The following is a 23,502-nucleotide window of genomic DNA, read 5'->3' as shown; positions in this document are numbered from 1 at the left end:
TATGAAGGCCTATGTCGTTCCCAATGCCGACGTGACGACGCTGGAAGGCGTCAAGCTGGCCGACGTTCCCAAGCCGTCCGCCGCGCCCGGCGAAGTCCTCGTCAAGGTCAAGGCCGTTGGCCTCAACCCCGTCGACTGGAAGCTGGTAGCCGGCCACAACCCGGCATGGACGTATCCGCACGTCCTCGGCCTCGACCTGGCCGGGCAGATCGAAGCGGTCGGCGACGGCGTGGAGAACTGGAAGGCCGGTATGCGGGTAGCCGGGCACCTGAATCTCGAAAAGAACGGCTGCTTCGCCGAATACGTGAGCGTGCCGACGTACGAACTCGCCGAGATCCCGCAGCCGCTGAGCTATGCCGACGCGGCGGCGTTGCTGTGCGGGGCGCTGACGGCATACCAGTCAATCAACCGCAAGCCGAACCTCAACAACGTCTCGACGGTGCTCGTGCAGGCCGGTTCCGGCTCGGTCGGCTCGCTGGCCATCCAGTTCGCGCACCTGCACGGCCTGAAGGTGTTCACCACCGCGTCCGGCCGCAAGAAGGAGTTCGTCGAGAAAACGCACCCCGAAGCCTTCATCGACTACAAAGCGGAAGACGTCGCCGCGCGCGTCGCCGAACTGACCGGCGGCCACGGCGTCGACCTGATCGTCGACCCCGTCGGCGCGGCCGAGTGCGAGAAGGATTTCTCGATGCTCGCCTATAACGGCCAGCTCGTCGCCATCGTCGGCGTGCCGGACATCGATCCGGGAACGCTGTGGAGCAACGGCTGGAGCGTCGAAGCGGTCAATCTCGGCGGCGCGCACGCCAGCGGCGACCCGGAGCAGAAGAAGGACCTCGGCGTCATGGCCACCGAAGTCCTTCAGCTGGCCGCGCAGGGCGAAATCGACCCGCTGATTGGCCAGGTGCTGCCATTCGGCGAGCTGGTCGAGGGGCTTGAAGCGATCCAGCGCGACGCAACCATCGGCAAAACGGTGGTCACGCTGGATTAGGCGTCCAGAGTTTTCCGCCGGCCGCGCCACTGGACACAAGCGGCCGGCAGCTCTCAACCCTGAAAGCCTCAAAAGGGCCATTTTCCAAGGATTTGGAAACAAGGCGCAATCGTCCATCTGTCCAGTGAGGCGTCACCCGGAAAAGTCTGGACGGCTCTGGTGCGTCAGTCGATGTCGGTGCCTTCGTCGCGCGCCGGCTCCTTGCTCGGGTCGAAGCCGGAGACGATGTAGACGACACGGCGCGACGCCGACACCGCGTGGTCGCCGAGGCGCTCCATGAATCGGCCGATCAGCACGACGTCGATGAGCTGCTGGTTCGTGCCGCTCCAGTCGTCCGACTGGGCGAGCGCGAACGTCTGGCGGTGGATGTCGTCGAGCTTGTCATCGTCGCGGATGATCTGCTCGGCCGTGTCGGTGTCGCGGTCGGCGAGCATCGTCACGAGGCGGTCGGCCGTCAGGTCGAGGAAGTCCTGCATTTCGTTGAACAGCGGCTGCGCCTCGGCTGGCAGCGGCGATTCGGGGTAGGTGCGGCGCGCGGCTTCGGCGATATGGCGCGCCAGGTCGCCCATGCGCTCGAACGTCGCCGCCAGCCGCAGCGTCGCCACGACGACGCGCAGGTCGGTGGCGACCGGGTTCTGCCGGCTCAGCAGCGTGACGCACTGGTCGATGACGCTGCTGGCCAGCGCGTCGGTTTCCGCATCGTTGTCGATGACGGTCTGCGCCGCGTCGAGATCCTGCTTGGTCAGCGCCGCTCCGGCGCCGTGGATGGCGTCGCGCACGTTGCGGGCCATGTGGTCGAGGTCGTCGGCCACCGCTTTCATCTCTTCGTTGAAAATAACGCGCATGGTTTCCTTTCGTCGTGCCGGTCCGCGCCGGCGATGGCAGTCTGCTTCCAGACTACTTGGTTTGACCGGCCCCGGGAACCGTTTCGCTGCGTGTCGAACCGTTGTTTGCCCACTGTTCACCCGCCGTACGCTTTGCGGTTGCCGTGCGCACGCGGTAAACAGGCCGTGCAAGAATTGGCCGTATGGTGCCGTTCAATGCCTCGACGCTGATTTTCGCCGCGTTCTTCCTGCTGGCCATCGCCGCAGTGATTGCGCTGCTCGTGTTGGTATTCGGATGGCTTGCGCCGCTCGTGAGCCGCCTGACCGGCGGCGTTTCGCTGCGCGACGCGGTCTCGTCGCCGTTCCATCGCCGCAAGCGCAAGCGCGACGGCGACGAAGACGATGATGACGACGATCTCGACGACTCCACCGCAACGCTTCTGTCGATGCTGCCCGGAGCGGCGGTCGTCGTCGGCGCCGACGGCGACGTCGTGCGCGCCAACCCCGCCGCGTACCGGCTGGGCGTCGTGTCCGACGACCGGCTCGCCGTGCCGGAGATTTCGCAGGCCGTCGCGAAGGTGCGCGCTTCGGGCGGCCGGATCACGCTCGACGTCACGACGGCGATGCCGCAGTGGTACGCGCAGGCAGGTGACGACGGCAGCGTGCAGCGCGTCGCCGGCGAGGAGCGCTCCGGCACCGTCAGCCGGCCCAACTGGCTGCACGTCACCGTCGGGCGCATCGACGAGCGGTTCGTCGTCGTCATGCTTGACGACGTGAGCGAAACGATCCGCTTCCAGCAGACGCGCGACGACTTCATCGAGAACGTTTCGCAGCAGCTGATGAAGCCCGGCCGGCAGCTGCAGGACCTTGCGGATGCGCTGGAAGCGGGCAACCTGAGCGAGGAGCAGATCGCGCACGACGCGCGGCTCGTGCGGCGCTCCAGCCGGCACGTCGAGCATCTCGTCGCCGACCTGCTGATGCTGATCAAGGCGCAGGAACCGGTGGCGGCGACGCCGGCGAACCGCATCGCGCTCGCCGACCCGGTGCGCCGCGCCGTCGAGGGCGAACAGGCGGAGGCGAAGGAACGCGGCATCGAGATTACGTTCCGCGCCGACGGCGACGTTGCCGTCCACGGCGACGCCGCGCAATTGCAGGCCGCGGTGGCCAAGCTGGTCGCCAACGCCGTCGCGTATTCGCCGGACGGCGCGCGCGTCAGCGTCACCGTCGGCGCATCGAAGGACGGTTCCGACGCCGTCGTGCGCGTCCTCGACCGCGGCTGCGGCATCGATCCGGCGCAGCAGGACCGCATTTTCGAACGCTTCTTCCGCGGCTCGAACCAGAACGAACGCACCGGCGACGGCGTCGGCCTCGGCCTGGCCATCGTCAAGCACGTCGCGCTGACGCACCACGGCAGTGTTTCGGTATGGAGCCGCCCCGGCCAGGGAACGACATTCACGCTGCTGCTGCCTCGTGCGTAAGGGGGCGTTTTTCCCCGCTGCCGTTGGCTTTATCCAAGATTTCGGTGCTCTGCCCCCCTATGTTGCCTGCAAAAAGCGCCCCGATTTTCCCAGCCGATTCTCCTAGCCGGTTGCGAAGGCGGCTTTTGAGCAACGCACGGCTTAAGCGCGGCCTGAGTGCGGCTTTAGAACGGGGTGGACGCGATGACGAAGGAACCGTGGGGTTCGGCGGAGCCGTCGGTGACCGGGTCGACGGTGCTCCAGCCGTCGCTGGCGGGAACGAACGCCGCCTCGCCCTGGCGCAGCACGCGCCGGTCCTGTTCGGTGACGCAGTCGACGGCGCCCTGCGTGCACAGCACGACGCGGGGCCCAAGATGGGGAAGTACCACCCGGCCGGAAACCTGCTGGACGAGCGTGTCGTACTGCATCGCCAGCGCGTTCATCACCGGCCACGGCTTCTGCGCGGCGTCGACGTGCCCGTAGACGAGCATGAATTCGCTGACGCCGGGCTTGTAGAACACCATGTCGCGCATCAGCAGCGTGCCGATCTTCGAATTGGACGGGTCGACGGGACTGCCCGAACGGCAGTCGAGGCACTGCAGCAGATGCGGGATGTCCTTGTGCTTGACGGTCATGCCGGCGCGCAGCACGTTGTCGGAATTCGTCATGATCTCGGCGCCGGTGCCGTGGATGTAGGCGTGCGGGGAGCCGGTGGGGATGAACACCGATTCGCCCTCCTTGAGGCTCAGCGGGTTCATCATCAGCAGCGCCAGCGCGCTCAGGTCGCCGGGGAACGAGCGCGCGGCGCGCAGCGCGAAGTCGAACGCCATGTCGCTGCGGGCGCCCCCGCGCATGGAGGGACGCGAGGCGGCGTTGGCGGCGCGCGCATCCTCGAGCGCGGCGACCAGCGTATCGGGATCGTCGGCGCCGGCGGTGACCGCCGCGTGGAACGCGCGGAAGGTGCGCTTGCGGGCGGCAGGCCACACGCTCGCCGAAATCGGCATCATGCTGTCGGCCTGCGCGAAGCCCGGCGTCGGTTCGTCGGCGTGGGCGATCCTGGCGACGCGGCGCGAAGGAGCCGACAGCGCCGACGCCATCGCGGCCGCCACCGGGTGGTCGACCAGCGAAAGATTGTGCAGGGCGAACGAACGGCTCGCGAACCCGACCGACGCAAGGAACGGCTCGAGCGCCACGACCATTTCGCTCTTGGCATTCGTGTCCTTGAAGGAACGGCGCGGGTCGTCGAGGGGAAGGCCGGCCGCGTTCTCCTCGTTGAAGCCGGCGCGGGCCTGGAAGCCGACCGGGTGCACCTGCAGCGACAGCGGCTCGTCGGCCGAAATGACCTTGAACAGGAACGGCAGCACCGGGCCGAACTCCTCCGACCCGCGCTTGCCGACCATCGCCTCCGGTTCCTCGACGATGGCCTGCGGCACGTCGACGGCGCCGCGGCCCGGCACGTCCATCGTGCTGGGGGAGGAGGCGTGCCCGGAGAACCACATTTCCGCCAGCGGTCCGTCCCATTCGGAACCGTCGAGCTGGAACATCGACTGCAGGCGGCTGCGCGACCCCCAGGCATAGCGCTTGGGCACCGGACGAATCGGGTACACGACGCTCTCCTTTCCCGGCTGGCCCCGCCCCGCGGCGGATAAACCAATTCCACTACAATACCCGAAGAACCCGCCCAACGTCACCCCTTCTACCCGATTTTGCGTTGGCTTTTTCCAGTTAACCGGACGCTTTGTGCGCGGAAAACGATGCCGCTGCTGGAAGAATCTTGCGAAAAGGGTGGGCGTCGCGTTACGCTGGTGGGCATGAAAATCGCCCCGATCTATGACCCCAGCGCACGGCGGGAATCGCCGAAGCCGGTACAAGTGGATCTGCGCAAAACGTTCCTCGGAGGCACGGTACTCTGGGCAATCGCGCTGGCGGTGTTTCTCGTGTTGCTCGCCTGCGGCAAACAGCATGTGCTGAGCTATGTCATCGTGTGCGCGGCCGGAACCGTCATCGGCATCGCGCTGCTGATCTGGGAGCATTTCGACCGCTGGGACTACCGCCGCCTCGGCGCCTGAGCTCGCCCGTTTCCGTAATCAATCCGTATCGAAAAAAGTTCGCGCCGCCACGGCCGCCCCGTAGCAGAGCAGACGGGGGCGTGGCGGCGCGAATCGAACGCGGGCGGCAAGCGGCTAGAGCCGCTCCACCACGTAGTCGATGCAGTGGGTGAGCGCTTCGACGTCGGCGGTATCGACGGACGGGAACACGCCGATGCGCAGCTGGTTGCGCCCCAGCTTGCGGTAGCCGTTCACGTCGACGATGCCGTTGTCGCGCAGCGCCGCGACGACGTCGCTGTCCTTGACTTCCGGCTTGAGGTCGACCGTCACCACCGACGTGGAGCGCGCCGCCGGATCCTTGACGAACGGCTCGGCATAGTCGCTGGCCTCGGCCCAGCGGTACACGACGTCGGCGGAGGCGGCGCAGTGCGCGGCGCTCGCCTTGAGGCCGCCGTTCGCGTTGAGGAAGGCCACCTGGTTCGCCAGCAGGATCAGCGTGCTGATGGCCGGCGTATTGAGGGTCTGGTTCTTGCGCGAGTTCTCGATGGCGCTCGGCAGCGACAGGAACGGCGGAATCCAGCGCACGGAGCGTCCGCCGGCGATGTCCGGCGCGCCGTTCTTTCCGGTTGCGCCAGTCGCAGCGGCGCAGTCTTCAGCCCCGTCCATCGCTACGGCGACGCCGGCGCGTTCCTTCATCGCCATCGCCTTGTCGATGGCGGCCGGCGACAGCAGCGCGACCCACAGGCCGCCTTCCGCGCCGAACGCCTTCTGCGGCGAGAAATAATAGGCGTCGGTCTGCGCGACGTCGACGTCGATGGCGCCGGCGGCGCTCGTCGCGTCGATCAGCGTCAGCGCGCCCGCTTCGGCGCTGCCTGCCACGCGCGTCACCGGCGCGGCCACGCCGGTCGACGTTTCGTTCTGCGCCCAGCAGTAGGCGTCGGCGCCTTCGGTGAACTCCGGCAGCCGGTACGTGCCGACGTCGCCGGCGAACACGGCCGGTTCGTCGAGGAACGGGGCGGCCTGCGCCGACGCCGCCATCTTCTTCGAGAACGAGCCGTAGGTGCCGATCGCGGCGCGCCGTTCAATGAGATTCGCGCATGCGATGTCCCAGAACGCGCTCGCGCCGCCGTTGCCGAGCACGACTTCGTACCCGTCCGGCAGCTGGAAGAATTCGGCGAGCCCCTCGCGGATATCCTTCACGAGATTCTTGACCGGCGCCTGCCGGTGCGAGGTGCCCAGCAGCGTTGCGCCCGCTTCGGCGAGGGCCTCGACCTGCGCGGCGCGGATTTTCGTCGGCCCCGAGCCGAAGCGTCCGTCGGCCGGGAGCATTGCGCTAGGAATAGTGATCTGTGCCATGTGGGCAAGGATACCCCGCCGACGTTGCGCCGCGCGCCGCCGCGCTTGCCCAGTGGGATTGGCGGGAGATTCCGCCGGGGATTTCCGCAAGATTTCCCGTCCGCCCCGCCCTCCGGCTTTCCTCCGTCCATTCGGCACGTTCCGGCGTGCCGGTGCAGGGCGAAGCCGCCTTGCGAAGCCTGCAAAACGTGAAGAAACGGTGTGGATACGCCTTTCTGGCAAGAAGGTTCCGAAATGCTGGGAACACGCTTGGGATTGCGACGCCGAGCGGTGAAATACAACCGTTTCTCAGGTGAAGAGATTATAAATGCGCTGGATTTGTGACCGGCTGTTGTTGTAATCTGCCTTTCTGTGACCATCTGTACCTTGGCCGCAGTGCGTCCGCAGCCCGGAAAACCGGGGCGGAAACGCGCAGCCGGGGTGCGTGAAGGAACCAAGCAGTTTGAGGAGTGATCGACGTATGAGGCATGCAGCCCACAAAAGCCCGAAGGGCAATGGCGCTTCGAGCCCGGCGAAGTCTCTGTTTTCCGCGAGTTATCCATCCCGTATCCAGGGAGCGGCGCACGTCGCGCCGATGAGCATGCAGCATGCGGCCAGCGTCGGCGCGCACGCCGCGGCCCCCTCCCGCCCCGCACGTTCCGCGGCCCGTCCGGCAGGCCGCCATGCCGCGGTCGCCGCGACCAACGGCGTCGCCACGCTCGACGCGGCCGTTCTTGAGAAGATCAACGAAGTCGCCCCGATGACGCGCCGCGCGATGCGCGAGTCGGCCCGCGCGGCCCAGCGCCGCAACACGATCCTGACGTCGGCTTCGCTCGCGGCGCTGGTCGGCACCGCCGCCACCGCCGTTGCGTTCGCCAACACCCGCGACGACTCGATGCTGACGCTCGGCGCCGGCGAAACCACGACGACGGCGACGATCGAGCGCGCCGGCGACGACGGGGCCGCCTCCCGTTCGGATTCGCGCGCCGCGCTCACCACCGACAACGTGCAGGCGACCAGCAACGAAGGCGGCTGGAATCTAGGCGATTCCAACGCCGTCTCCGACACGAACGCCGTGAGCAAGTCCATCGCCGACAACGAGAACGTCGCCAAGCTGATGGCGGCCGACGCCGACGCGCTGCCGGCCAGCTTCGACCCGAACCACGCCACCGGCGACAAGGGCAGCACCTACCCGTACGGCCAGTGCACCTGGTGGGCCTACACGCGCCGCGTCCAGCTTGGGCTGCCCGCCGGCTCCTATTTCGGCGACGCGCGCAGCTGGGGCGCTTCAGCTTCCGCCCTGGGCTACTGGGTGGACAGCACGCCGCGCCACGTCGGCGACGTCGTCGTCTTCGCGCCCGGCCAGGCCGGCGCCTCGACGTACTACGGCCATGTCGCCGTCGTCGAAGCGGTGGGCGAGGACGGCTCGATCAAGATTTCCGAATCGAACGTCGAAGGCCTTGGCGTCATTTCGAACCGCGAGTTCACCGCCGCCGAAGCCTCCCAGTTCACGTACATCCACTACTGATTTCCCAGAACCGATCCGCTGCCGGTTGCGGAAAAACCGGACCGCAGCCGCGCTTCCTGCCAGCGTGTCGCCAGTAAGCGCAATGTGAAAAGGCTGCGGAAGATGCCGGGGTGCCTAATGACGGGTTCGCCCGGCCGTGCTACGGTAAGCAATGATGAAGAACACGAAACTCACTACGCTTATTACCGCTGCGGTTGCCGCGGCTGCATTGGCAGCCGGCACCGTGCCCGCGGCGTTCGCTGACAATAGTGCTTCGGATTCAGCGTCGGCCATCGTAGCCGAACGTTCCTTCCCGAAAGTCAACACGGTGAAGGCGAACCTGTACGCGGAAGCCACGTCGACGGACGTCGACGACGATTCGAACTGGGGCGGCGTCGAGTCGCTCGACGTTCCGCACACCAAGTCGACCGCCGAAAAGGAAGCGGAAGCCGCCGCGCAGGCCGCCGCCGAAGAGGCCGCCCGGCAGGCCCAGGAAGAAGCCGCCGCCGCGAGCCGCTCGCAGTCGCGCGAATCCATCAGCGATTCCTCTTCCGAATCTTCCTCCAACGAGACTTCTTCCGGCTCCTCTAATGCCGGCACCGCTGCGGCGGCAACCGTCGCGGCAGGCAGCGCGACGGCGGCGAACATCGCCGCGTTCGCGCAGAACTACGTCGGCTATCCGTACGTTTCCGGCGGCAATACGCCGGCCGGCTGGGACTGCTCCGGCTTCGTGCAGTGGGTGTTCTCCCAGTTCGGCATTTCGCTGCCGCGCACGTCCGGCGCCCAGGCCGCCGTCGGCACCGCGGTCCCGTCGCTGGCGGCCGCGCAGCCTGGCGACATCATCGCGAACTCCGGCCACGCCGCGATCTACATCGGCAACGGCCTGTGCATCAACGCGCTGAACCCGGCGCAGGGAACCCAGATTACCGCCGTCAACGCGGTCTCCAGCTTCGCGGGCGGCTACAATATCCGCCGCGTCATCTGACGTTCCGCAACGCCGTATATAGCAAACTTTTCCCCGCCAGGCTGGCGGGGATTTTTCATAGGAAAAAATGGAAGAAAAGGCGTTCCTCGCCGCAGTGAGTTGGTAAGGTAATCAAGTACAAACGTCAATGAAGCGTTAGTACTTCACTTGAAGGAGGTTCTCATGGTTGACGACAAGACTATTCTTGTTGGCGTGGACGGCTCGCACGCGAGCTACAAGGCAACATGGTGGGCTGCCAACTACGCAAAGCATATGGGGATGTCGCTGCAGATCGTCTGCGCGTACTCGCTGCCGAGCTACGCCGCCGTATCGTTTGACGCTACCTACACCGCGCTGGGGGACGACAACGCGGCGCACAGCGACGCGCAGGAAATCCTGTCGAAGGCCAAGGCCATCGCCGACGAGCAGGGCGTGACGGCCCAGACGCTGATCGTCACCGGCGACCCGTCGTCGGTATTCGTCGAACTGAGCCGCAACTACAACCTGATCGTCATCGGCAACCGCGGCAAGGGCGGCCTGGCCGAGCGCCTGCTGGGCACGACCAGCTCGAGCCTGCCGGCGTACGCGTACTGCCCGATCGTCGTGGTGCCGTACACCGACGACGACGGCAACCTGATGCACCTGAACAACGTCATCACGAAGGTGGCGGTCGGCTCCGACGACACGAAGTGGGGGCTCAAGGCGCTCGAGATCGCCGCGCAGTTCGCCGACAACTGGGGTGCCGAGCTCGACGTCATCACCGCTGTGCCGGCGAACGCGAGCACCGGCGACCAGTCCGCGCTCAAGAAGTACATGGACGATCAGGACGCGCGCATCGCGCCAATCGAGAAGCGCTTCCCGGACCTGAAGATCCGCCGTTCGCTGATTCCGGGCTCGCCGGTGGAGGCGCTGACGAAGGCCAGCCACGACCACGACATCGTCGTCGTCGGCTCCTGCGGCCGCGGCGGCCTTGCGGGCATCCTGTTCAACTCCACCAGCCAGGGGCTGCTGCAGCATTCGGTCTCCCCGGTCTACGTCGTGCCGCGCAAGTACGTCGAGGCCGAGGCCGCGCGTGCCGAAGCCCAGCCGGCCGACAAGGAGCAGCTCAAGGTCGTTTCGCTCGACGAGCTCGTGCGCGAAGTCCCGGTCGAAAAGGCCACCGACGAGGTGGTCCACGACATCGAGGTCAAGATCGACCCCGACCACCCCGACCACGACTGATTTTCTCCGAGGGCCCCGCTAGGGGCCCTTTCTCATCACAGGGCCGCGTAGGATGGAAGGAAAACCGACGCCTACCATCCGCCCGGATGAGCAAAGGAGACAACATGGGCAAGCGCATATGGGTTGAGCGCAACAAGGACGGTTCCTGGGACGCCTTCAGCGAGGACGGCGCCCACATCAAGTTCGGCAAGGGTCGTGGGCAGTTCACGCCCGGCGACCTCATGCGCGTAGCGCTGGCCGGCTGCGCCGCGCTCTCCAGCCAGTTCGCCGTCGAGACGGCGCTCGGCGAGGGCAACGGCGCGCGCGTCGTCGTCGACGGCAACTACGACCCCGAAACCGATGCGTACAACGCGTTCGACGAGCACATCGTCGTGGACGCCGTGGATGCCGACATGGACGAAGCGGGCGCGGAGAAGCTCGCCAAGCGCATCGAAGCGCACGTCAAGAAGGGCTGCACGGTCATGCATACGTATGAGCAGGAGACTCCGGTCCGGATGGATATCACTATCCGGCACTGAGATTCGGTTTCCGCCGATGCGAATGCTCATGGAGGGCCTTCGGGCCCTCCATTCGCATTCGCGCAAACCGGCGAAAATCTCAACGCTGGTTCATATACTGAACTGCATGGCGCTTACTGAAGAAGAACTCGCTGAAATCCGCGCGAACGTTCCGGCGCGGCCGCATTCCGACATCCCCACCCCTTACGAAGACCTGCTGCGCAAGATCCTGATGGAGGGAAATCTCAAGTCCGACCGTACCGGCACCGGCACGATCTCGCTCTTCGGGCAGCAGATGCGCTTCGATCTCGCTGACGGCTTCCCGCTGCTGACGACGAAGCGCGTGTTCTTCAAGGGCATCGCGTACGAGCTGCTCTGGTTCCTCAAGGGCTCGAACAACATCAAGTACCTGACCGACCACAACGTGCACATCTGGGACGAATGGGCCGACGAAAACGGCGACCTCGGCCCCGTGTACGGCGTGCAGTGGCGCAGCTGGCCCGCGCCGACGGCCGACGACCCGAACCGCACGATCGACCAGATCGCCAACGTCCTCGACCTGATCAAGAACCAGCCCGACTCCCGCCGCATGGTCGTCAGCGCCTGGAACCCGGCGGAAGTGGAATACATGGCGCTGCCGCCATGCCACGCGCTCTTCCAGTTCTACGTCGCCGGCGGCAAGCTCAGCTGCCAGCTCTACCAGCGCTCGTGCGACATGTTCCTCGGCGTGCCGTTCAACATCGCCTCCTATTCGCTGCTGACGATGATGATGGCGCAGCAGGCCGGCCTCGAGCCGGGCGAATTCGTCTGGACCGGCGGCGACTGCCACATCTACGACAACCACGTCGAACAGGTGCTCGAGCAGCTGTCCCGCGAGCCGTACCCGTACCCGACGATGACGATCCGCAAGGCCGACTCGATCTTCGACTACGACTACGAGGACTTCACCATCGAGAACTACCGCTACCATCCCACGATCAAGGCCCCGATCGCCGTCTGACCGCCGGGTGCGCACCGCTACCGTCCCCCCGTCAAACCCACTGAATAGACTGAAGTCCCGTCTGACGTATGCAAGGAGTGGTGACGAATGGAGCACGATAGTAGCCGCAGCGGCTATCACGAACCCGAGCCCGGAGAAGCCGGGCGCGAAGACTTTCTGGAGGACGACTGGGGCGACGATTTCCCCAAGACGTTCTCCATCAATCTCATCTGGGCGCAAGCGGACGGCAGTGACGGCCGCGAAGGCGCCATCGGGTTCCGTGGCGCCATGCCGTGGAAGCTGCCGGAGGACATGAAGCGCTTCAAGGAGCTTACCGTGTCCCACCCCGTCATCATGGGGCGCAAGACGTGGGAATCGCTCAACCCCCGGTTCCGTCCGTTGCCGAACCGCGACAATATCGTGGTTTCCGGCAACCGCGACTACGAAGCGGTGGGTGCCGTCGTCGTCGACAGCGTGCAGGACGCGCTGGATCTGGCGCGGCAGGAAGCGATTCCGGACGACGGGCTCGACCGCAGCGAAATCTGGGTCATCGGCGGCGCGCAGCTGTTCGAGGAGACGCTTCCGTACGCTTCGAAGGTGTACGTTACGCAGATTGACGCGACGGTGGATGCCGACACGTACGCGCCGTCGCTTTCCGGCCTGCTGGAGAGCGGCGAGTGGGAGATAGCCGAACAGACGGGCTGGAAAACGCCCGCGGAAGGGGCTTCCGTCGAGCGGTTCCGTTTCGTAACGCTGGAACGCAACGGCGCGCCGGAAGAAGATTGATTGGGAAGTGACTATGAGCGAGAACCGTCCGTATACGGTCATGACAGTATGCACCGGCAACATCTGCCGTTCCCCGATGGGGGAGATCGTGCTGCGCAACGAATTCGAACGCCGCGGCCTTGGCGATAAGGTGCGCGTTGCGTCGTGCGGCGTCAGCGACGAGGAATACGGCAATCCGATTGACCGGCGCGCCGTCAAGGTCCTCGCCGAACGCGGATACAAGATTCCCGAGAGCCACTTCGCGCACCGCATTACGCGCGAGGAGATCGAGTCGACCGACCTGTTCCTGCCGATGACGGCGTCGCATATGCAGTCGCTGCTGCGGCAGCTGCCGCCGTCGCGCCGCGGCGACGTGCGCATGTACCGCAGCTTCGACCCGTCGCTGCCGACGCCCGCGCCGGGCCACGAAAGCGACATCGACCTGGTCGACCCGTGGTACGGCGGCATGCGCGACTTCGAAATCGCCATCGACCAGATCGAAGAGGTAGCCCCCGCCATAGCCGACTGGGTCGAGTCCCAGCTCTAGCAAGCCAAAACAGAAGCCCTCTCCCGTACGCAAACGGAAGAGGGCTGAATCTTATATAAATAAAAGGAATGAAGGCGAGACTACGCCTGCTTCCAGTTCTCCACGTCGATATGGTGCTCCGGATTCGCCTGCCACGCTTCCCAAGCGGACTCGACGATGTCTTCGACATCGTACTTGGCGTGCCAGCCCATCTCGGTATTGATGCGCTCGGGCGAGCCGATCAGCTGGGCCGGGTCGCCGGGGCGGCGCGCCTGCACGACTTCCTCGAACGGAAGGCCGGTGACCTTCTTGAGCTCGTCGACGATCTGGCGCACCGAGGTGCCCTTGCCGGTGCCGACGTTGAACACGTCGTATTTGCGTTCGTCGCGGTCGAGGTACTCCAGCGCGGCGACGTGCGCATCGGCGAGGTCGGAAACGTGGATGTAGTCGCGGATGCAGGTGCCGTCCGGCGTGGGGTAGTCGTCGCCGAAGATGGCCGGCGCCTTGCCCTGCTTGAGGCGGTCGAGCAGCATCGGGATGAGGTTGAGGATGGCCGGGTCTTCGAGTTCGACCGGGCCGCAGCCGGCGACGTTGAAGTAGCGCAGGCCGCAGAAGCGGATGCCGTACGGTTCCTCGCAGGCGCGGGCCATCCACTCGCCGAACAGCTTGGTCTGGCCGTACGGGTTGATCGGGTTCATCTGCACGTCTTCGGGGACGACCTCGACCGGCGGCTCGCCGTAGGTGGCGGCGGAGGAGGAGAAGACGAGCTTCTTGACGTCGGCGGCCTTCATCGCCTCGAGGACGTTGAGCATGCCGTTGATGTTCTGCTGGTAGTACCACAGCGGCTTTTCGACCGATTCGCCGACCTGCTTGCGTGCGGCGAAGTGGATGACTGCGTCGACGTCTTCGTCGCGCATGATGTTGGCCACGCGCTCGGCGGAACCCGGCTGGGAGATGTCCATGCCGTACAGGCGCGCCCCTTCGATGCGCGTGGGCTTGCCGTAGGAGAGATCGTCGACGACGACGACGTTTTCGCCGGCTTCGTGCAGTGCGTGGACGACGTGGGCTCCGATGTAGCCGCAGCCGCCGGTAACGAGAACAGTCATGTTCTGCCTTTCTTCCCGGGCGTCTCACGGCCCGGTTCGGTTGGAAAACTTACGATGTCACTATGCGTTCCAGTGTGCCCGCAATGCTCGACGGCGAGCAGCTGGACGTTTAATTGTGTTAACCAATGTTCAATTATGTTCGTTTCTTACTCTATATCGTGCGTTCCCGTGCGTCAATTCGGGCCTGTCGTGGGCAACCTTCCTGTCTTCCTTTTCTTTCTCCTGGGTGCCTTTTCGTCTGTCCTCTCTTTTTCTTCTTCCTTCTCCTTTTCGCGGGTCGTGTCCTGTTCGACCGGATAATTGACAGCTGTGTCAGCGGATGGTTGACAGTGGTCCGAGGGGATGGTTGACATTTTTCAGGCCGTTGCCGTGGTTGTGATTGGTATGGTCAATAGCAAACACAACCAAGGCAACGACAATCACAAGACTACCCGTGAGGTCGATCCGTCCGCTTTGAGCCGGCAGGCGCGTTCCCTCTACGAGCGCAACGTGCGCATCATCGAGGCCCTCGCCGAAGGCGAGGCGGTCGCCAGGGTGGCCGCCCGCTATGGCGTGAGCAGGCAATGGGTCTACCAGCTCGAGCGCCGCTACCGCCAGGACGGCGAGGCGGCGCTGGTGCCGGCCAGCCGCGCGGCGCGCCGGGTCGCCAACCGCACCGACGCAGACACGCGCCGGCGGGTGGCGCAGCTTCGCCGCGAGCTGCGCGACGGCGGCATGGACGCAGGAGCCAGGTCGATCCGCACGCTGATGCTGCGCCGTGACGGCGCGGCGCCGGCGGCGTCGACGATCCACCGCATCCTGGTGGACGAGGGGCTGGTGACCCCGGAGCCTGCCAAGCGGCCGCGCGCCAGCGTGCAGCGCTTCGAGGCGGAGCTGCCCAACGAGACCTGGCAGTCGGATTTCACGCACTGGGTCCTCGCGGACGGCACCGACGCGCAGGTGCTGACCTGGTTCGACGACCACTCCCGGTTCGTGCTCGCCTCGCGCGCCTACGACCCGGTCAGGGTCGACGACGTGGCCGCCCTGTTCCTCGAGGCGTGCGGGGAGCACGGCATCCCCGCCAGCACGCTGACCGACAACGGCAAGGTATTCAGGAGCCTGCCGGGATCCGGCCAGCGCCACCGGCTCGAGGGGCTGCTGGACTCGCACGGCGTGCGGCAGAAGCACGGACGGCCCTACCATCCCCAGACCCAGGGCAAGATCGAGCGCTGGCACCAGACGCTCAAGCAATGGCTCGACGCGCGCCCCCTGGCCGCGAACCTGGACGAATTCAACGCCCAGCTGGCCGAGTTCGTCAGCTACTACAACCATGAACGCCCCCACAGCGCGCTGGCAGGGCGCACGCCATGGGAAGCCTACACGGAGCGCGCCAAGGCCACGCCCGACGGCGAACTGGCGGAAGCGGTCGCCATGCGCCCCGCCGCGGGCGAACCCGACGCGGCGCATGGCGACTACCGGCGCTACCGGCCGGCATGGGACCCCGTCCGCCAGCAATGCCCCGAAGCGGGACCCGTGACGGTCACCGTGCGCGCCAACGGCACGGTGAAGACGCCCAATCTCGGCAGGCACACGCTGCGCCTGGGCGTCGGCTGCGCGCATGCCGGACAGCAAGCCGAGCTGCGCATCCACCAGGGCGTCGCCACCGTCACGCGCCTGGACACCGGCGAAGTCGTCTTCGACCAGCCACTCGAACCCGCCCCGCCCTACCAAGGCAGGCGCCGCGCCCAATGAGAAAGCCCGGGGCCAACCGGCCCCGGCCCCCTGTCAACTATCCGCCGGGACATGTGTCAAGCATGCGCTGAGACATGTGTCAACTATCCGCCGAGACAGGACATACCAGCGGGGCGAAGCCGTGCCCGTCTTCGGATCATCTCCGCGTGTGCGGAGCAGACAGCCTGCCGTCGTTGCGTTCGCGCAGCTTTTCCGGATCATCTCCGCGTGTGCGGAGCAGACTTCCCGTGCGCGCCATCAGTCCACGCGCCGTCCGGATCATCTCCGCGTGTGCGGAGCAGACGTTGATTTCATGCCTCATCCGCATCAGGTCGCCCGGATCATCTCCGCGTGTGCGGAGCAGACGTGCGGTGCGGGTCCGCTGCCTTGCGCCGCTGCGGATCATCTCCGCGTGTGCGGAGCAGACCAGCGGATTCGAGGTTTTCGTGATGGTGTTGCCGGATCATCTCCGCGTGTGCGGAGCAGACCCCACCGGCCCGGCGCCCCGCCGGTGCGTTCCCGGATCATCTCCGCGTGTGCGGAGCAGACGCTCGCCCAGACCGGGGAGGCCCTGTTCGAGCCGGATCATCTCCGCGTGTGCGGAGCAGACCTGCAATCGCCGGCCACCAGCCCCCTGGGCGCCGGATCATCTCCGCGTGTGCGGAGCAGACGGATACGTCGAGGAACAGGATCGTCCCGTCGTCGGATCATCTCCGCGTGTGCGGAGCAGACGGAAGTCCCGGCAATGCGATGAGGTATCCCCACGGATCATCTCCGCGTGTGCGGAGCAGACGTCCTCTGGTGATGCGCTCATCCGCGTCTCCGGATCATCTCCGCGTGTGCGGAGCAGACTGGTCGAACTGCCCGGCACTGGCGGCACCGGCAGGATCATCTCCGCGTGTGCGGAGCAGACAGTCTGCGATTATGCGGAAAATCGGTTGTCAATCTTATTGAAAAATTGGATTTGCACAACCGTCTCTCTACTCTCGGATACTTGCATCATAGACCTCAAATCTTGGCCTTCGAAGACATAGCTTACTGCATTATCTTGGAAACGATACATTCGACTCGTCAATTTTTCCGGCGGAAAATATCCGTCGATTTCTCCTGGATAACAGCGTCGCAAGAGTCGGGTGGAGCAACTTCTGTCCAGCGATTATCCAGTTCCATTAAAAAGCGAACAGAGAGCCTCCGTCATACCGATTCAGCATCCTTGGAATTAATCCTTCTCCTGAATAAACATCATTCGTTCAGGAATTCGGGCGAAAGAGGTTGGAATCGTCGCAAAACATGACGGATAGCGGGCAGCGGCATAGATTGGCCGTATCGGCTTTGATCGCCACGCAAGGAGGCGGGTCGCTATGGACAGGGAATTCTGGAAGACGACGATCAGGCAAGCGCTACTGTGCACGGCGATTTGCGCCCTGATGTCATTGGCGGAAGTCGGGCCGGAGCATTTCCTGGAGTGGAAGACCCTCGCATCCATTATTACCGGGACGCTCGTGGTCACCGCAGCCCTTGGCTTCGAACGCTATTCACGGTCAATGCCGCCTAACGCAACGCCCGAAGCACGCGACGATCATGAGGAGGATCCGCAGGAAAAGGCTTCGGACCGGCTAGATTGACGCCGCCCGACAACGCGCCAGCCCTTCCCTAGGGCGATTATGCGTCCAGAGTTTGCAGGCTCCTTTGTCACTGGACATCGGGCCGTGTGAGCCCTGAATCAGAATCATTGGAATTACGCCCTTTTGAAGCGCTATCCACGCCTGGCAAACCGTTGCCTACGTCCAGTGACTGTCAGCCCGCTGAAAGTCTGGACAGCATTCATGCATATGGGCAGCCGATGAAGCTGCCCATATAGCCAATTATTCGCAGGCGACGCCGTCGCCGTCACGGTCGAGCTGGCTACGATAGCCAGGGTCGCCGCGGTAGATCGGGGCGGCGCCGGCTTCACGGGCAGCCGTGCAGTTCTTGTAGTACACGGAGCCGGACGGATCGGCAGGCGTCGAATCCACCGACGACGAACCGGAGCCGGAAGTCGTGCCCGAAGACGAGGAGCCAGAGGATCCGGAGGACTCGGAGGAACCGGAAGACGATCCGGAGGAGCTCGAGGAACTAGAAGAGGAACCCGCGGTTCCGGTGACGTTCGCTGGGTCCACTACCCCGTCATCCGCCGGCACCGTCTGCGCCGGGCATGAGGCGAGGATATCGCCCATCATCTGCGATTCGGCGCTTGTCACCCACAGCCGGTACTTCGCCTTGACGCCGATCTGGCGCGCCACGTATTCGCAGCGGAACGCCTTGTTCGACGGCAGCCAGGACGCCGCGTCTGAATCCGACTTCTGCTGGTTGGCGGAACCGGAAACGGCGAGGAGGTTGTACGGGTCGTTGGCGAGCGCGAGCCGTTCGCCGGCGCCCAGCTGCTGGGCGCCCTTCTGCCACGCGTCGGACAGTGCGACGACATGGTCGATCTGCACTTCGGAGGACGTGTCGACGCCGCGCACGAAATCGATGGTCGTGTTCGTATACGGGTCCTTGAGGGTGCCGGTCGCGATCAGGCAGCCGGTTTTGTACGTGATGTTCGTCAGGTCGCGCTTGAGGATGTCGTTGCGGGTATCGCAGCCGTTGCCGTCCACGTCGGACCATGCATCGCCGAACCGGTCGCGCGAATAGCCGGTCTTCGGCGCACGGCCCTTGACTGCGAGCGTCGCGAGGACCGTCGTGGCCAGTTCGCCTTCGACGGCGGTCGCCGTGGCGGATGAATCGCCAGCGGAATCCCCCTCCACGGTTTCCTGGGCCGTTTCCTCCGGCTCGGGTTCTGCCGTTTCAGTCGGTTCAGGGGTGGATTCCTCCGTCTGTTCGGGTTCCGGTTCGACCGTTTCGGCGATCTGCGCGGGCTCGTCGTCAGCGGATGTCGCGGTTGCCGGAGCGCTCATGGTACCCACCCACATCACGGCGAGGGCGACGCCGGCGGCGACCAGACGCTTGCCGGCGCCGGGAGCCTTGCGCAGCAGGAGAAGCAGGGCGTGGGCGACCGCCCATACCATCGCGATGAACGCGAGGAGTATGCCGAAATTGGCCGTGCCCTTGAACAGTGAAAAGAGCAATGCGAATGCGATCAGGGCCGTGTTCAGGACGACGGATTTATGTTCCTGCTTGGCCCACCATAATTTCAAAGTATTCATACCTCTCCCTCAACCATGTTTTTCGCCATTGAATTCCATGTCGAGCAGACTTCTCTCCCGCTTTTTCTGAAGTAACATATTTCATTACCGGACATTTAATCAACGCACATAAGGAGGTAACGCCATGCGCTCCAGGTGGCTTTCCGGACTTCCCATAGCCTTGTTCGCTGTCTTCGCCATTATTGCTGCAAATACAGGGCAATCCGCATTGACCGTCGGATGCTTTGTCTTCTGCGCGGTAGCCGACACACTGATCCTCATCCTGCGGAAAACGAAATGACGGTCCGCCGTTAAGGTTTAGTCGTCGTCGGCAGCGCCGTTATGTTCGTAGGGTTCCTGGTCGGCGGGATGCTCGCGGAGAATGTAGTCTTCCATGCCTGGGACGGTAAACGAAACCTTGCCGTACTCTGGCTGGAAAATCAGGCCATGCTCGATGAGCTGTTCCTTGAGCGCGGAGATCCTGGCACCGGACACGGCGAGCGCCTCTTCCAGCGCCTTTTGCGGAACATCCTGCTGGCCGCTGGATGCCATCGCGCGCATGAACCGTTTCTGAGCGACGGTAGCGCGCTGCCAGCGGCTGCGGTACAGGCATCCATCAAGGATGTCGAGCGCCGCAGCCCTGGCGTTGTCGACGTCCCGGACAGTCATCGGCGTGGATTCGGCGCCATTCCATACGGCGTTGCCATATACCTGGATGAAGAACGGATAGCCGTCCGTTTCCTGCGCCAGCCGCTCGAGCGCGTCGTCGGTAAAGGAACGGCCGTCGACGCGGGCCGTGTCCTGGAACGCCTTGCGCGTCTGCTCCGGGGTAAGGCTGTCAAGGGCGACCGGAAGGAACAGCCGTTCGGCATAGGAGCGTACGCCGGTAATGACCCCTGGAAGATTGGGCAGCCCGGCAATGACCAGGTAGAACGGCAAGTGCGATGTCACCATCCGCTGCTGAAGCGACAGCAACCAGCCGATCATCGCCGCATCGGCTTCCTGGAATTCGTCGATGAACAACAGCACTCCCCGCTTGCGGTCCTTCGCGGCATTGATGAGCGGCATGAGATTTTCCAGGATCCGCTCGCGCACATCCTTGGTTTCATCATGGCTGACCGTCACCGCACCGAATGGGGTGGTGACGGATTCGATATGGGAGACGGCGTTCTTCGCCGCGGCAATGGCGGAAGACCGTTCGGCGACGCGTTGTTCCAGTTCCCCCATGTCGTCTTTGTAGACGCCGGTCGTCTCGATGCGCAGCGTGGTGAATCCAGTCTCTTCCGCCTGCTCCTGCCACGTCACGAGGAGGCTGGTCTTGCCGACGCCCCGCATGCCATACACCATGAGGCCGATGGAGTCGCGGCCGAAAGCGATCTGCCCCAGCATCGAGCTGAATCTGGCGGTCTGCGCGTCGCGCCCCACCATCTCCACCGGAACGACGCCAGCCCCTGGCATGAACGGATTGACCGAAAACGACATGGCCGCCATCGCATCCGCCTTTCTTCCTCTATTCTGCTGCGCGAACAAGGGCGGCTGATTCCTTATCATCCGCCCTCGCGCTCTTCTGGTTTTAACCTATCTTAACACTTCTTAACCCCCGTTAACACTTCTTAACACCTCTTAACACCCGTTAATACTTCTTAACTATTCGAGCTGGATTGACGGGATCTTGAAAGAAGCGGATATGGAAAAGGATTGGCGTTGGCTTCCATCGATAGCCGTATTGAGCTGTGCAATTGGAAGCAAACGCCAATCCCGAAAATGCTTTGCGGATACCCGCTGGAATCCGCCACGGTTCCGCGGCGCTGCTGGCAGGGCGGTTGCCGGAGGCTTCGCAACGCCTGCGGACCGCAGCGGCGCTGGGGCGTCAGCGGGAGGAAGGCGAGGAGGGAATCTTGGATGAACCTTCGGAGGAGGAAGAGGAAGTGGCGGGGGCGCTGGAAGCGTGGTCCTCCTCCGTTTCTTCCTCCGCCTCTTCGGCCTTTTCCTCGCGGTACTCTTCGACGCGGTGGTGGACCTTGCGTTCGATGATCTTGCTCGGCAGGTGCGCCTGCGTGCGGTGCATCGCCCCCGGAACCTTCCAGTCGAACTTCACCGACGCAAGCCGCAGCAGGATGACGAGGATGACGATCGCGACGTCCAGCACGAACTCCTGCTGGAACGTAATGCGCTTCGCCTCCTCCCAGCGCCATACCACCACCGTCAGCACGCAGCCGACGACCGCCGGGATGATGTACCAATGCTGGTCGCGGATGACCTGCGGGACCTCGTTGAGCAGGATGTCGCGGATCATGCCGCCGCCGATGGCGGTAAACGTGCCGAGGAACACGGCGGTCACGCCGGTCGTGCTGTACATGAGCGCCTTCGACGTGCCGTTGACGGCGAACAGCGCCAGGGCGAGCGCGTCGATCGTCAGCATCGACCATTTGAGCTTCTCGACTTCCGGATGGATGACGGCGACGATGAGGCCGGCTGCGAATGCGGTGGCGATGTAGCCGATGTTCGTCACGCCGACCGGAGGCAGCGCGCCGAGGAACGTGTCGCGGATCAGGCCGCCGCCCAGCGCCGTCAGCCAGCCGGTGATGACGATGGTCAGCAGATCGTAGTTCTTCTTGATGGCGGCCATGCCGCCGCTGATGCCGCAGAAAAACACCGCCAGGTATTCAATGGCCTGGAAGAACGGGCTGGTCTGCAGGGCGATAGCCATCTTCTTCTCCTCCTCCGGGTGCGGGTCAAACCAACTGTTCGCCAACATACCAGACAGGGACGGCCCCGTCGTACCGGCGCGGCGGGGGCTGCGCCGCCGGCAAAAAAGCGTGCGCGGGGCGACGGCCCCGAAGGCCGCGCGCCCCGCGCACGCAGAATACAGAGGAAAATACAGTGGGAAAGGAAGCCTCACGCCGCGAACGCAGGCTTCACGCGCGAACGGAAGCCCGACGCGTCAACGCAAAACCTGCGCATCAACGCAAGTCTACGCATCAGCGCAGGCGGAAGGAATCTCAGCAGACCTTCCACATCCAGTTGTGCGGATCCTCGATCTCGCCCAGCTGGATGCCAAGCAGCTCGTTGCGCAGCTCCATCGTCAGTTCGCCGGTCTTGCCGCCGTTGACTTCGACGTCGAACGTTTCCGACTTGAAGCGTCCAATCGGCGTGATGATGGCGGCGGTGCCGCAGGCGAACACCTCGGTGACCTCGCCGGACTTGATGTCCTCGAGCAGCTTGTCGAGCACGATCATCGTCTCGACGACGTCGCGGCCCTTGTCGGAAAGCAGCTGGATGATCGAGCGGCGCGTGACGCCCGGCAGGATGTTGCCGGTCAGGCTCGGGGTCTCCACGTGGCCGTCCTTGTAGACGACCATCATGTTCATGCCGCCGAGCTCCTCGAGGTAGGTCTTGGTGGCGGCGTCGACGAAGCACACCTGCTCGCAGCCCTGCTCGATGCCGCGGTATTCGCCGAGCAGCGACGCCGCGTAGTTGCCGCCGCACTTGGCGAAGCCGGTGCCGCCGGGGCCGGTGCGGAAGAACTTGTCTTCCACCCAGATGCTCACCGGCTTGACGCCGCCCGGGAAGTACGGGCCGGAAGGCGACGCGATGACGCAGTAGTCCACCTCTTCCGGAGCGCGCACGCCGAGGAACGGTTCGGACGCGAACATGAACGGGCGCATGTAGAGCGTGTATTCGCGGCGGGACGGCACCCAGTTCACGTCCTGCTTGATGAGCGCGGCGACCGATCCGAGGAAGTCGTCGACGGACAGCTGCGGCAGGTAGAGGCGCTCGGCCGAATTCTGGAAGCGCTCGGCGTTCGCGTCGGGGCGGAACAGCCAGGTGGAGCCGTCGGCGTGGCGGTAGGCCTTCAGGCCTTCGAAGATCTCCTGCGCATAGTGCAGCACCGAAGCGCCCGGGTCCAGCTTGAGCGGCGCATACGGCTCGATGCGGCGGTCAGACCAGCCCTCGCCCTTCGTCCACGTCATGTGGGCCATGCTGTCGGAGAAGACCTGTCCGAACGCCGGCTTGTCGATCAGCTCGTTGCGCTTCGCTTCGGACGCGGGGTTGTCGTTCGGCAGGACGGTGAACTTCGCCGCCAGCTCGTCGAGTTCCTTCGGATCGTGATGCGACTGGAAATCTGTCATCGTAACTCTTCTTTGCTTCGGTAGTCGGGTGGGTTGCCGTGCGGCACTGGCCGCCGGCTTGGCTCCCTACTCTTACACACGTTGGTTACGGAATGAAACCGGCGGTTCACATCTTGACACCCCCGACGGTTTCCAGCCGGCTTTCGAACGGCTTTCAGGAAGATTCCCTGGCATCGGTTGCCACGGCCAGATTTTCCGATTTTCCAATGCAGGAGGTGAGCGACATGGGCAGCCCTACCCCAAACCCGAACGAACGCCCCGAAGACGCCAACGGTTCC

At 64.6% G+C, this 23,502-nt stretch carries 20 protein-coding genes and 1 CRISPR repeat array; of the genes, 12 read left to right on the top strand and 8 right to left on the bottom strand.

Annotation, left to right across the window (positions count from 1 at the left end; genetic code table 11):
- Window position 1: 1 nt before the first annotated feature.
- The gene (locus AC1AXT_RS04345; RefSeq protein ID WP_476541828.1) at window positions 2-988 is read left to right on the top strand and encodes a zinc-binding dehydrogenase; all 987 of its coding nucleotides are present in this window, start codon (window positions 2-4) and stop codon (window positions 986-988) included.
- Window positions 989-1,152: 164 nt separating this feature from the next.
- Here AC1AXT_RS04345 and phoU read toward each other — a convergent pair whose 3' ends face one another.
- Window positions 1,153-1,833 carry a phosphate signaling complex protein PhoU gene (phoU, locus tag AC1AXT_RS04340; protein ID WP_476541830.1) on the bottom strand — a complete coding sequence of 227 codons (681 nt, stop codon included), beginning with the start codon at window positions 1,831-1,833 and terminating at the stop codon, window positions 1,153-1,155.
- Between the two features lie 182 nt (window positions 1,834-2,015).
- Between phoU and AC1AXT_RS04335 the strand changes: the two genes are divergently transcribed.
- Window positions 2,016-3,290: a sensor histidine kinase gene (locus AC1AXT_RS04335; protein ID WP_476562931.1), complete on the top strand. Its 1,275-nt coding sequence runs from the start codon at window positions 2,016-2,018 to the stop codon at window positions 3,288-3,290.
- Window positions 3,291-3,454: 164 nt separating this feature from the next.
- On the opposite strand, the gene manA is transcribed toward AC1AXT_RS04335, so the two are convergent.
- Window positions 3,455-4,876, bottom strand: coding sequence for a mannose-6-phosphate isomerase, class I (manA, locus tag AC1AXT_RS04330; protein WP_476541833.1), 1,422 nt, complete (start codon window positions 4,874-4,876; stop codon window positions 3,455-3,457).
- A gap of 204 nt (window positions 4,877-5,080) precedes the next feature.
- On the opposite strand from manA, the gene AC1AXT_RS04325 reads away from it, so the two are divergent.
- On the top strand, window positions 5,081-5,338 hold the full coding sequence (locus AC1AXT_RS04325) for a DUF2530 domain-containing protein (RefSeq protein WP_476541835.1): 258 nt from the start codon (window positions 5,081-5,083) through the stop codon (window positions 5,336-5,338).
- A 114-nt stretch (window positions 5,339-5,452) separates the two neighbouring features.
- Here the strand turns inward: AC1AXT_RS04325 and AC1AXT_RS04320 are convergent, their stop codons facing one another.
- The gene (locus tag AC1AXT_RS04320) at window positions 5,453-6,673 is read right to left on the bottom strand and encodes a phosphoserine transaminase (protein WP_476541836.1); all 1,221 of its coding nucleotides are present in this window, start codon (window positions 6,671-6,673) and stop codon (window positions 5,453-5,455) included.
- A gap of 460 nt (window positions 6,674-7,133) precedes the next feature.
- Between AC1AXT_RS04320 and AC1AXT_RS04315 the strand changes: the two genes are divergently transcribed.
- The 7 genes from AC1AXT_RS04315 to AC1AXT_RS04285 all read left to right on the top strand — a co-directional run bounded on the left by AC1AXT_RS04315 (window position 7,134) and on the right by AC1AXT_RS04285 (window position 13,132).
- The gene (locus AC1AXT_RS04315; protein ID WP_476541837.1) at window positions 7,134-8,180 is read left to right on the top strand and encodes a CHAP domain-containing protein; all 1,047 of its coding nucleotides are present in this window, start codon (window positions 7,134-7,136) and stop codon (window positions 8,178-8,180) included.
- A gap of 151 nt (window positions 8,181-8,331) precedes the next feature.
- Window positions 8,332-9,144 carry a C40 family peptidase gene (locus AC1AXT_RS04310; protein ID WP_476541839.1) on the top strand — a complete coding sequence of 271 codons (813 nt, stop codon included), beginning with the start codon at window positions 8,332-8,334 and terminating at the stop codon, window positions 9,142-9,144.
- A gap of 162 nt (window positions 9,145-9,306) precedes the next feature.
- On the top strand, window positions 9,307-10,344 hold the full coding sequence (locus tag AC1AXT_RS04305) for a universal stress protein (RefSeq protein WP_476541841.1): 1,038 nt from the start codon (window positions 9,307-9,309) through the stop codon (window positions 10,342-10,344).
- A gap of 104 nt (window positions 10,345-10,448) precedes the next feature.
- Window positions 10,449-10,862 carry an OsmC family protein gene (locus AC1AXT_RS04300; RefSeq protein WP_476541853.1) on the top strand — a complete coding sequence of 138 codons (414 nt, stop codon included), beginning with the start codon at window positions 10,449-10,451 and terminating at the stop codon, window positions 10,860-10,862.
- Between the two features lie 106 nt (window positions 10,863-10,968).
- Entirely contained in the window at window positions 10,969-11,841 is an 873-nt protein-coding gene (locus AC1AXT_RS04295; protein ID WP_476541843.1) for a thymidylate synthase, read from the top strand.
- Between the two features lie 87 nt (window positions 11,842-11,928).
- The gene (locus tag AC1AXT_RS04290) at window positions 11,929-12,606 is read left to right on the top strand and encodes a dihydrofolate reductase (protein ID WP_476541844.1); all 678 of its coding nucleotides are present in this window, start codon (window positions 11,929-11,931) and stop codon (window positions 12,604-12,606) included.
- 13 nt (window positions 12,607-12,619) lie between these two features.
- Window positions 12,620-13,132: a low molecular weight protein-tyrosine-phosphatase gene (locus AC1AXT_RS04285; protein WP_476541846.1), complete on the top strand. Its 513-nt coding sequence runs from the start codon at window positions 12,620-12,622 to the stop codon at window positions 13,130-13,132.
- 80 nt (window positions 13,133-13,212) lie between these two features.
- On the opposite strand, the gene galE is transcribed toward AC1AXT_RS04285, so the two are convergent.
- On the bottom strand, window positions 13,213-14,217 hold the full coding sequence (gene galE / locus AC1AXT_RS04280; RefSeq protein WP_476541848.1) for a UDP-glucose 4-epimerase GalE: 1,005 nt from the start codon (window positions 14,215-14,217) through the stop codon (window positions 13,213-13,215).
- Window positions 14,218-14,601: 384 nt separating this feature from the next.
- On the opposite strand from galE, the gene AC1AXT_RS04275 reads away from it, so the two are divergent.
- Both AC1AXT_RS04275 and AC1AXT_RS04270 read left to right on the top strand, forming a co-directional pair.
- Window positions 14,602-15,948, top strand: coding sequence for an IS481 family transposase (locus AC1AXT_RS04275; RefSeq protein WP_476562930.1), 1,347 nt, complete (start codon window positions 14,602-14,604; stop codon window positions 15,946-15,948).
- Between the two features lie 132 nt (window positions 15,949-16,080).
- Window positions 16,081-16,840: direct repeats of the CRISPR family, unit length 29 nt; unit sequence CGGATCATCTCCGCGTGTGCGGAGCAGAC.
- Between the two features lie 448 nt (window positions 16,841-17,288).
- A complete protein-coding gene (locus AC1AXT_RS04270; protein ID WP_476539464.1) occupies window positions 17,289-17,552 on the top strand; it encodes a hypothetical protein in 264 nt (87 codons plus the stop codon).
- 240 nt (window positions 17,553-17,792) lie between these two features.
- On the opposite strand, the gene AC1AXT_RS04265 is transcribed toward AC1AXT_RS04270, so the two are convergent.
- The 4 genes from AC1AXT_RS04265 to AC1AXT_RS04250 all read right to left on the bottom strand — a co-directional run bounded on the left by AC1AXT_RS04265 (window position 17,793) and on the right by AC1AXT_RS04250 (window position 23,224).
- A complete protein-coding gene (locus AC1AXT_RS04265; protein ID WP_476540477.1) occupies window positions 17,793-18,713 on the bottom strand; it encodes a GmrSD restriction endonuclease domain-containing protein in 921 nt (306 codons plus the stop codon).
- Between the two features lie 696 nt (window positions 18,714-19,409).
- On the bottom strand, window positions 19,410-20,573 hold the full coding sequence (locus AC1AXT_RS04260) for an ATP-binding protein (RefSeq protein ID WP_476539462.1): 1,164 nt from the start codon (window positions 20,571-20,573) through the stop codon (window positions 19,410-19,412).
- Between the two features lie 388 nt (window positions 20,574-20,961).
- On the bottom strand, window positions 20,962-21,801 hold the full coding sequence (locus AC1AXT_RS04255; protein ID WP_476539460.1) for a trimeric intracellular cation channel family protein: 840 nt from the start codon (window positions 21,799-21,801) through the stop codon (window positions 20,962-20,964).
- A gap of 292 nt (window positions 21,802-22,093) precedes the next feature.
- On the bottom strand, window positions 22,094-23,224 hold the full coding sequence (locus tag AC1AXT_RS04250) for a branched-chain amino acid aminotransferase (RefSeq protein ID WP_476539458.1): 1,131 nt from the start codon (window positions 23,222-23,224) through the stop codon (window positions 22,094-22,096).
- Between the last annotated feature and the right edge of the window lie 278 nt (window positions 23,225-23,502).

Source organism: Bifidobacterium sp. LH_450 (assembly GCF_056356715.1).
Note: the sequence above shows the minus strand (reverse complement) of the source record. Positions and strands in the feature narration are given on the sequence as shown.

What these genes read in the sequence shown, in the direction of transcription:
- AC1AXT_RS04290 (WP_476541844.1), top strand. Translation starts at nt 11,929, where the DNA reads ATGGAGCACGATAGTAGCCGCAGCGGCTATCACGAACCCGAGCCCGGA.
- AC1AXT_RS04325 (WP_476541835.1), top strand. Translation starts at nt 5,081, where the DNA reads ATGAAAATCGCCCCGATCTATGACCCCAGCGCACGGCGGGAATCGCCG.
- AC1AXT_RS04260 (WP_476539462.1), bottom strand. Translation starts at nt 20,573, where the DNA reads ATGTCGTTTTCGGTCAATCCGTTCATGCCAGGGGCTGGCGTCGTTCCG.
- AC1AXT_RS04255 (WP_476539460.1), bottom strand. Translation starts at nt 21,801, where the DNA reads ATGGCTATCGCCCTGCAGACCAGCCCGTTCTTCCAGGCCATTGAATAC.
- AC1AXT_RS04275 (WP_476562930.1), top strand. Translation starts at nt 14,602, where the DNA reads ATGGTCAATAGCAAACACAACCAAGGCAACGACAATCACAAGACTACC.
- AC1AXT_RS04335 (WP_476562931.1), top strand. Translation starts at nt 2,016, where the DNA reads ATGGTGCCGTTCAATGCCTCGACGCTGATTTTCGCCGCGTTCTTCCTG.
- AC1AXT_RS04295 (WP_476541843.1), top strand. Translation starts at nt 10,969, where the DNA reads ATGGCGCTTACTGAAGAAGAACTCGCTGAAATCCGCGCGAACGTTCCG.
- AC1AXT_RS04285 (WP_476541846.1), top strand. Translation starts at nt 12,620, where the DNA reads ATGAGCGAGAACCGTCCGTATACGGTCATGACAGTATGCACCGGCAAC.
- AC1AXT_RS04270 (WP_476539464.1), top strand. Translation starts at nt 17,289, where the DNA reads ATGGACAGGGAATTCTGGAAGACGACGATCAGGCAAGCGCTACTGTGC.
- AC1AXT_RS04250 (WP_476539458.1), bottom strand. Translation starts at nt 23,224, where the DNA reads ATGACAGATTTCCAGTCGCATCACGATCCGAAGGAACTCGACGAGCTG.
- AC1AXT_RS04305 (WP_476541841.1), top strand. Translation starts at nt 9,307, where the DNA reads ATGGTTGACGACAAGACTATTCTTGTTGGCGTGGACGGCTCGCACGCG.
- phoU (WP_476541830.1), bottom strand. Translation starts at nt 1,833, where the DNA reads ATGCGCGTTATTTTCAACGAAGAGATGAAAGCGGTGGCCGACGACCTC.
- AC1AXT_RS04310 (WP_476541839.1), top strand. Translation starts at nt 8,332, where the DNA reads ATGATGAAGAACACGAAACTCACTACGCTTATTACCGCTGCGGTTGCC.
- AC1AXT_RS04320 (WP_476541836.1), bottom strand. Translation starts at nt 6,673, where the DNA reads ATGGCACAGATCACTATTCCTAGCGCAATGCTCCCGGCCGACGGACGC.
- AC1AXT_RS04300 (WP_476541853.1), top strand. Translation starts at nt 10,449, where the DNA reads ATGGGCAAGCGCATATGGGTTGAGCGCAACAAGGACGGTTCCTGGGAC.
- AC1AXT_RS04345 (WP_476541828.1), top strand. Translation starts at nt 2, where the DNA reads ATGAAGGCCTATGTCGTTCCCAATGCCGACGTGACGACGCTGGAAGGC.
- galE (WP_476541848.1), bottom strand. Translation starts at nt 14,217, where the DNA reads ATGACTGTTCTCGTTACCGGCGGCTGCGGCTACATCGGAGCCCACGTC.
- AC1AXT_RS04315 (WP_476541837.1), top strand. Translation starts at nt 7,134, where the DNA reads ATGAGGCATGCAGCCCACAAAAGCCCGAAGGGCAATGGCGCTTCGAGC.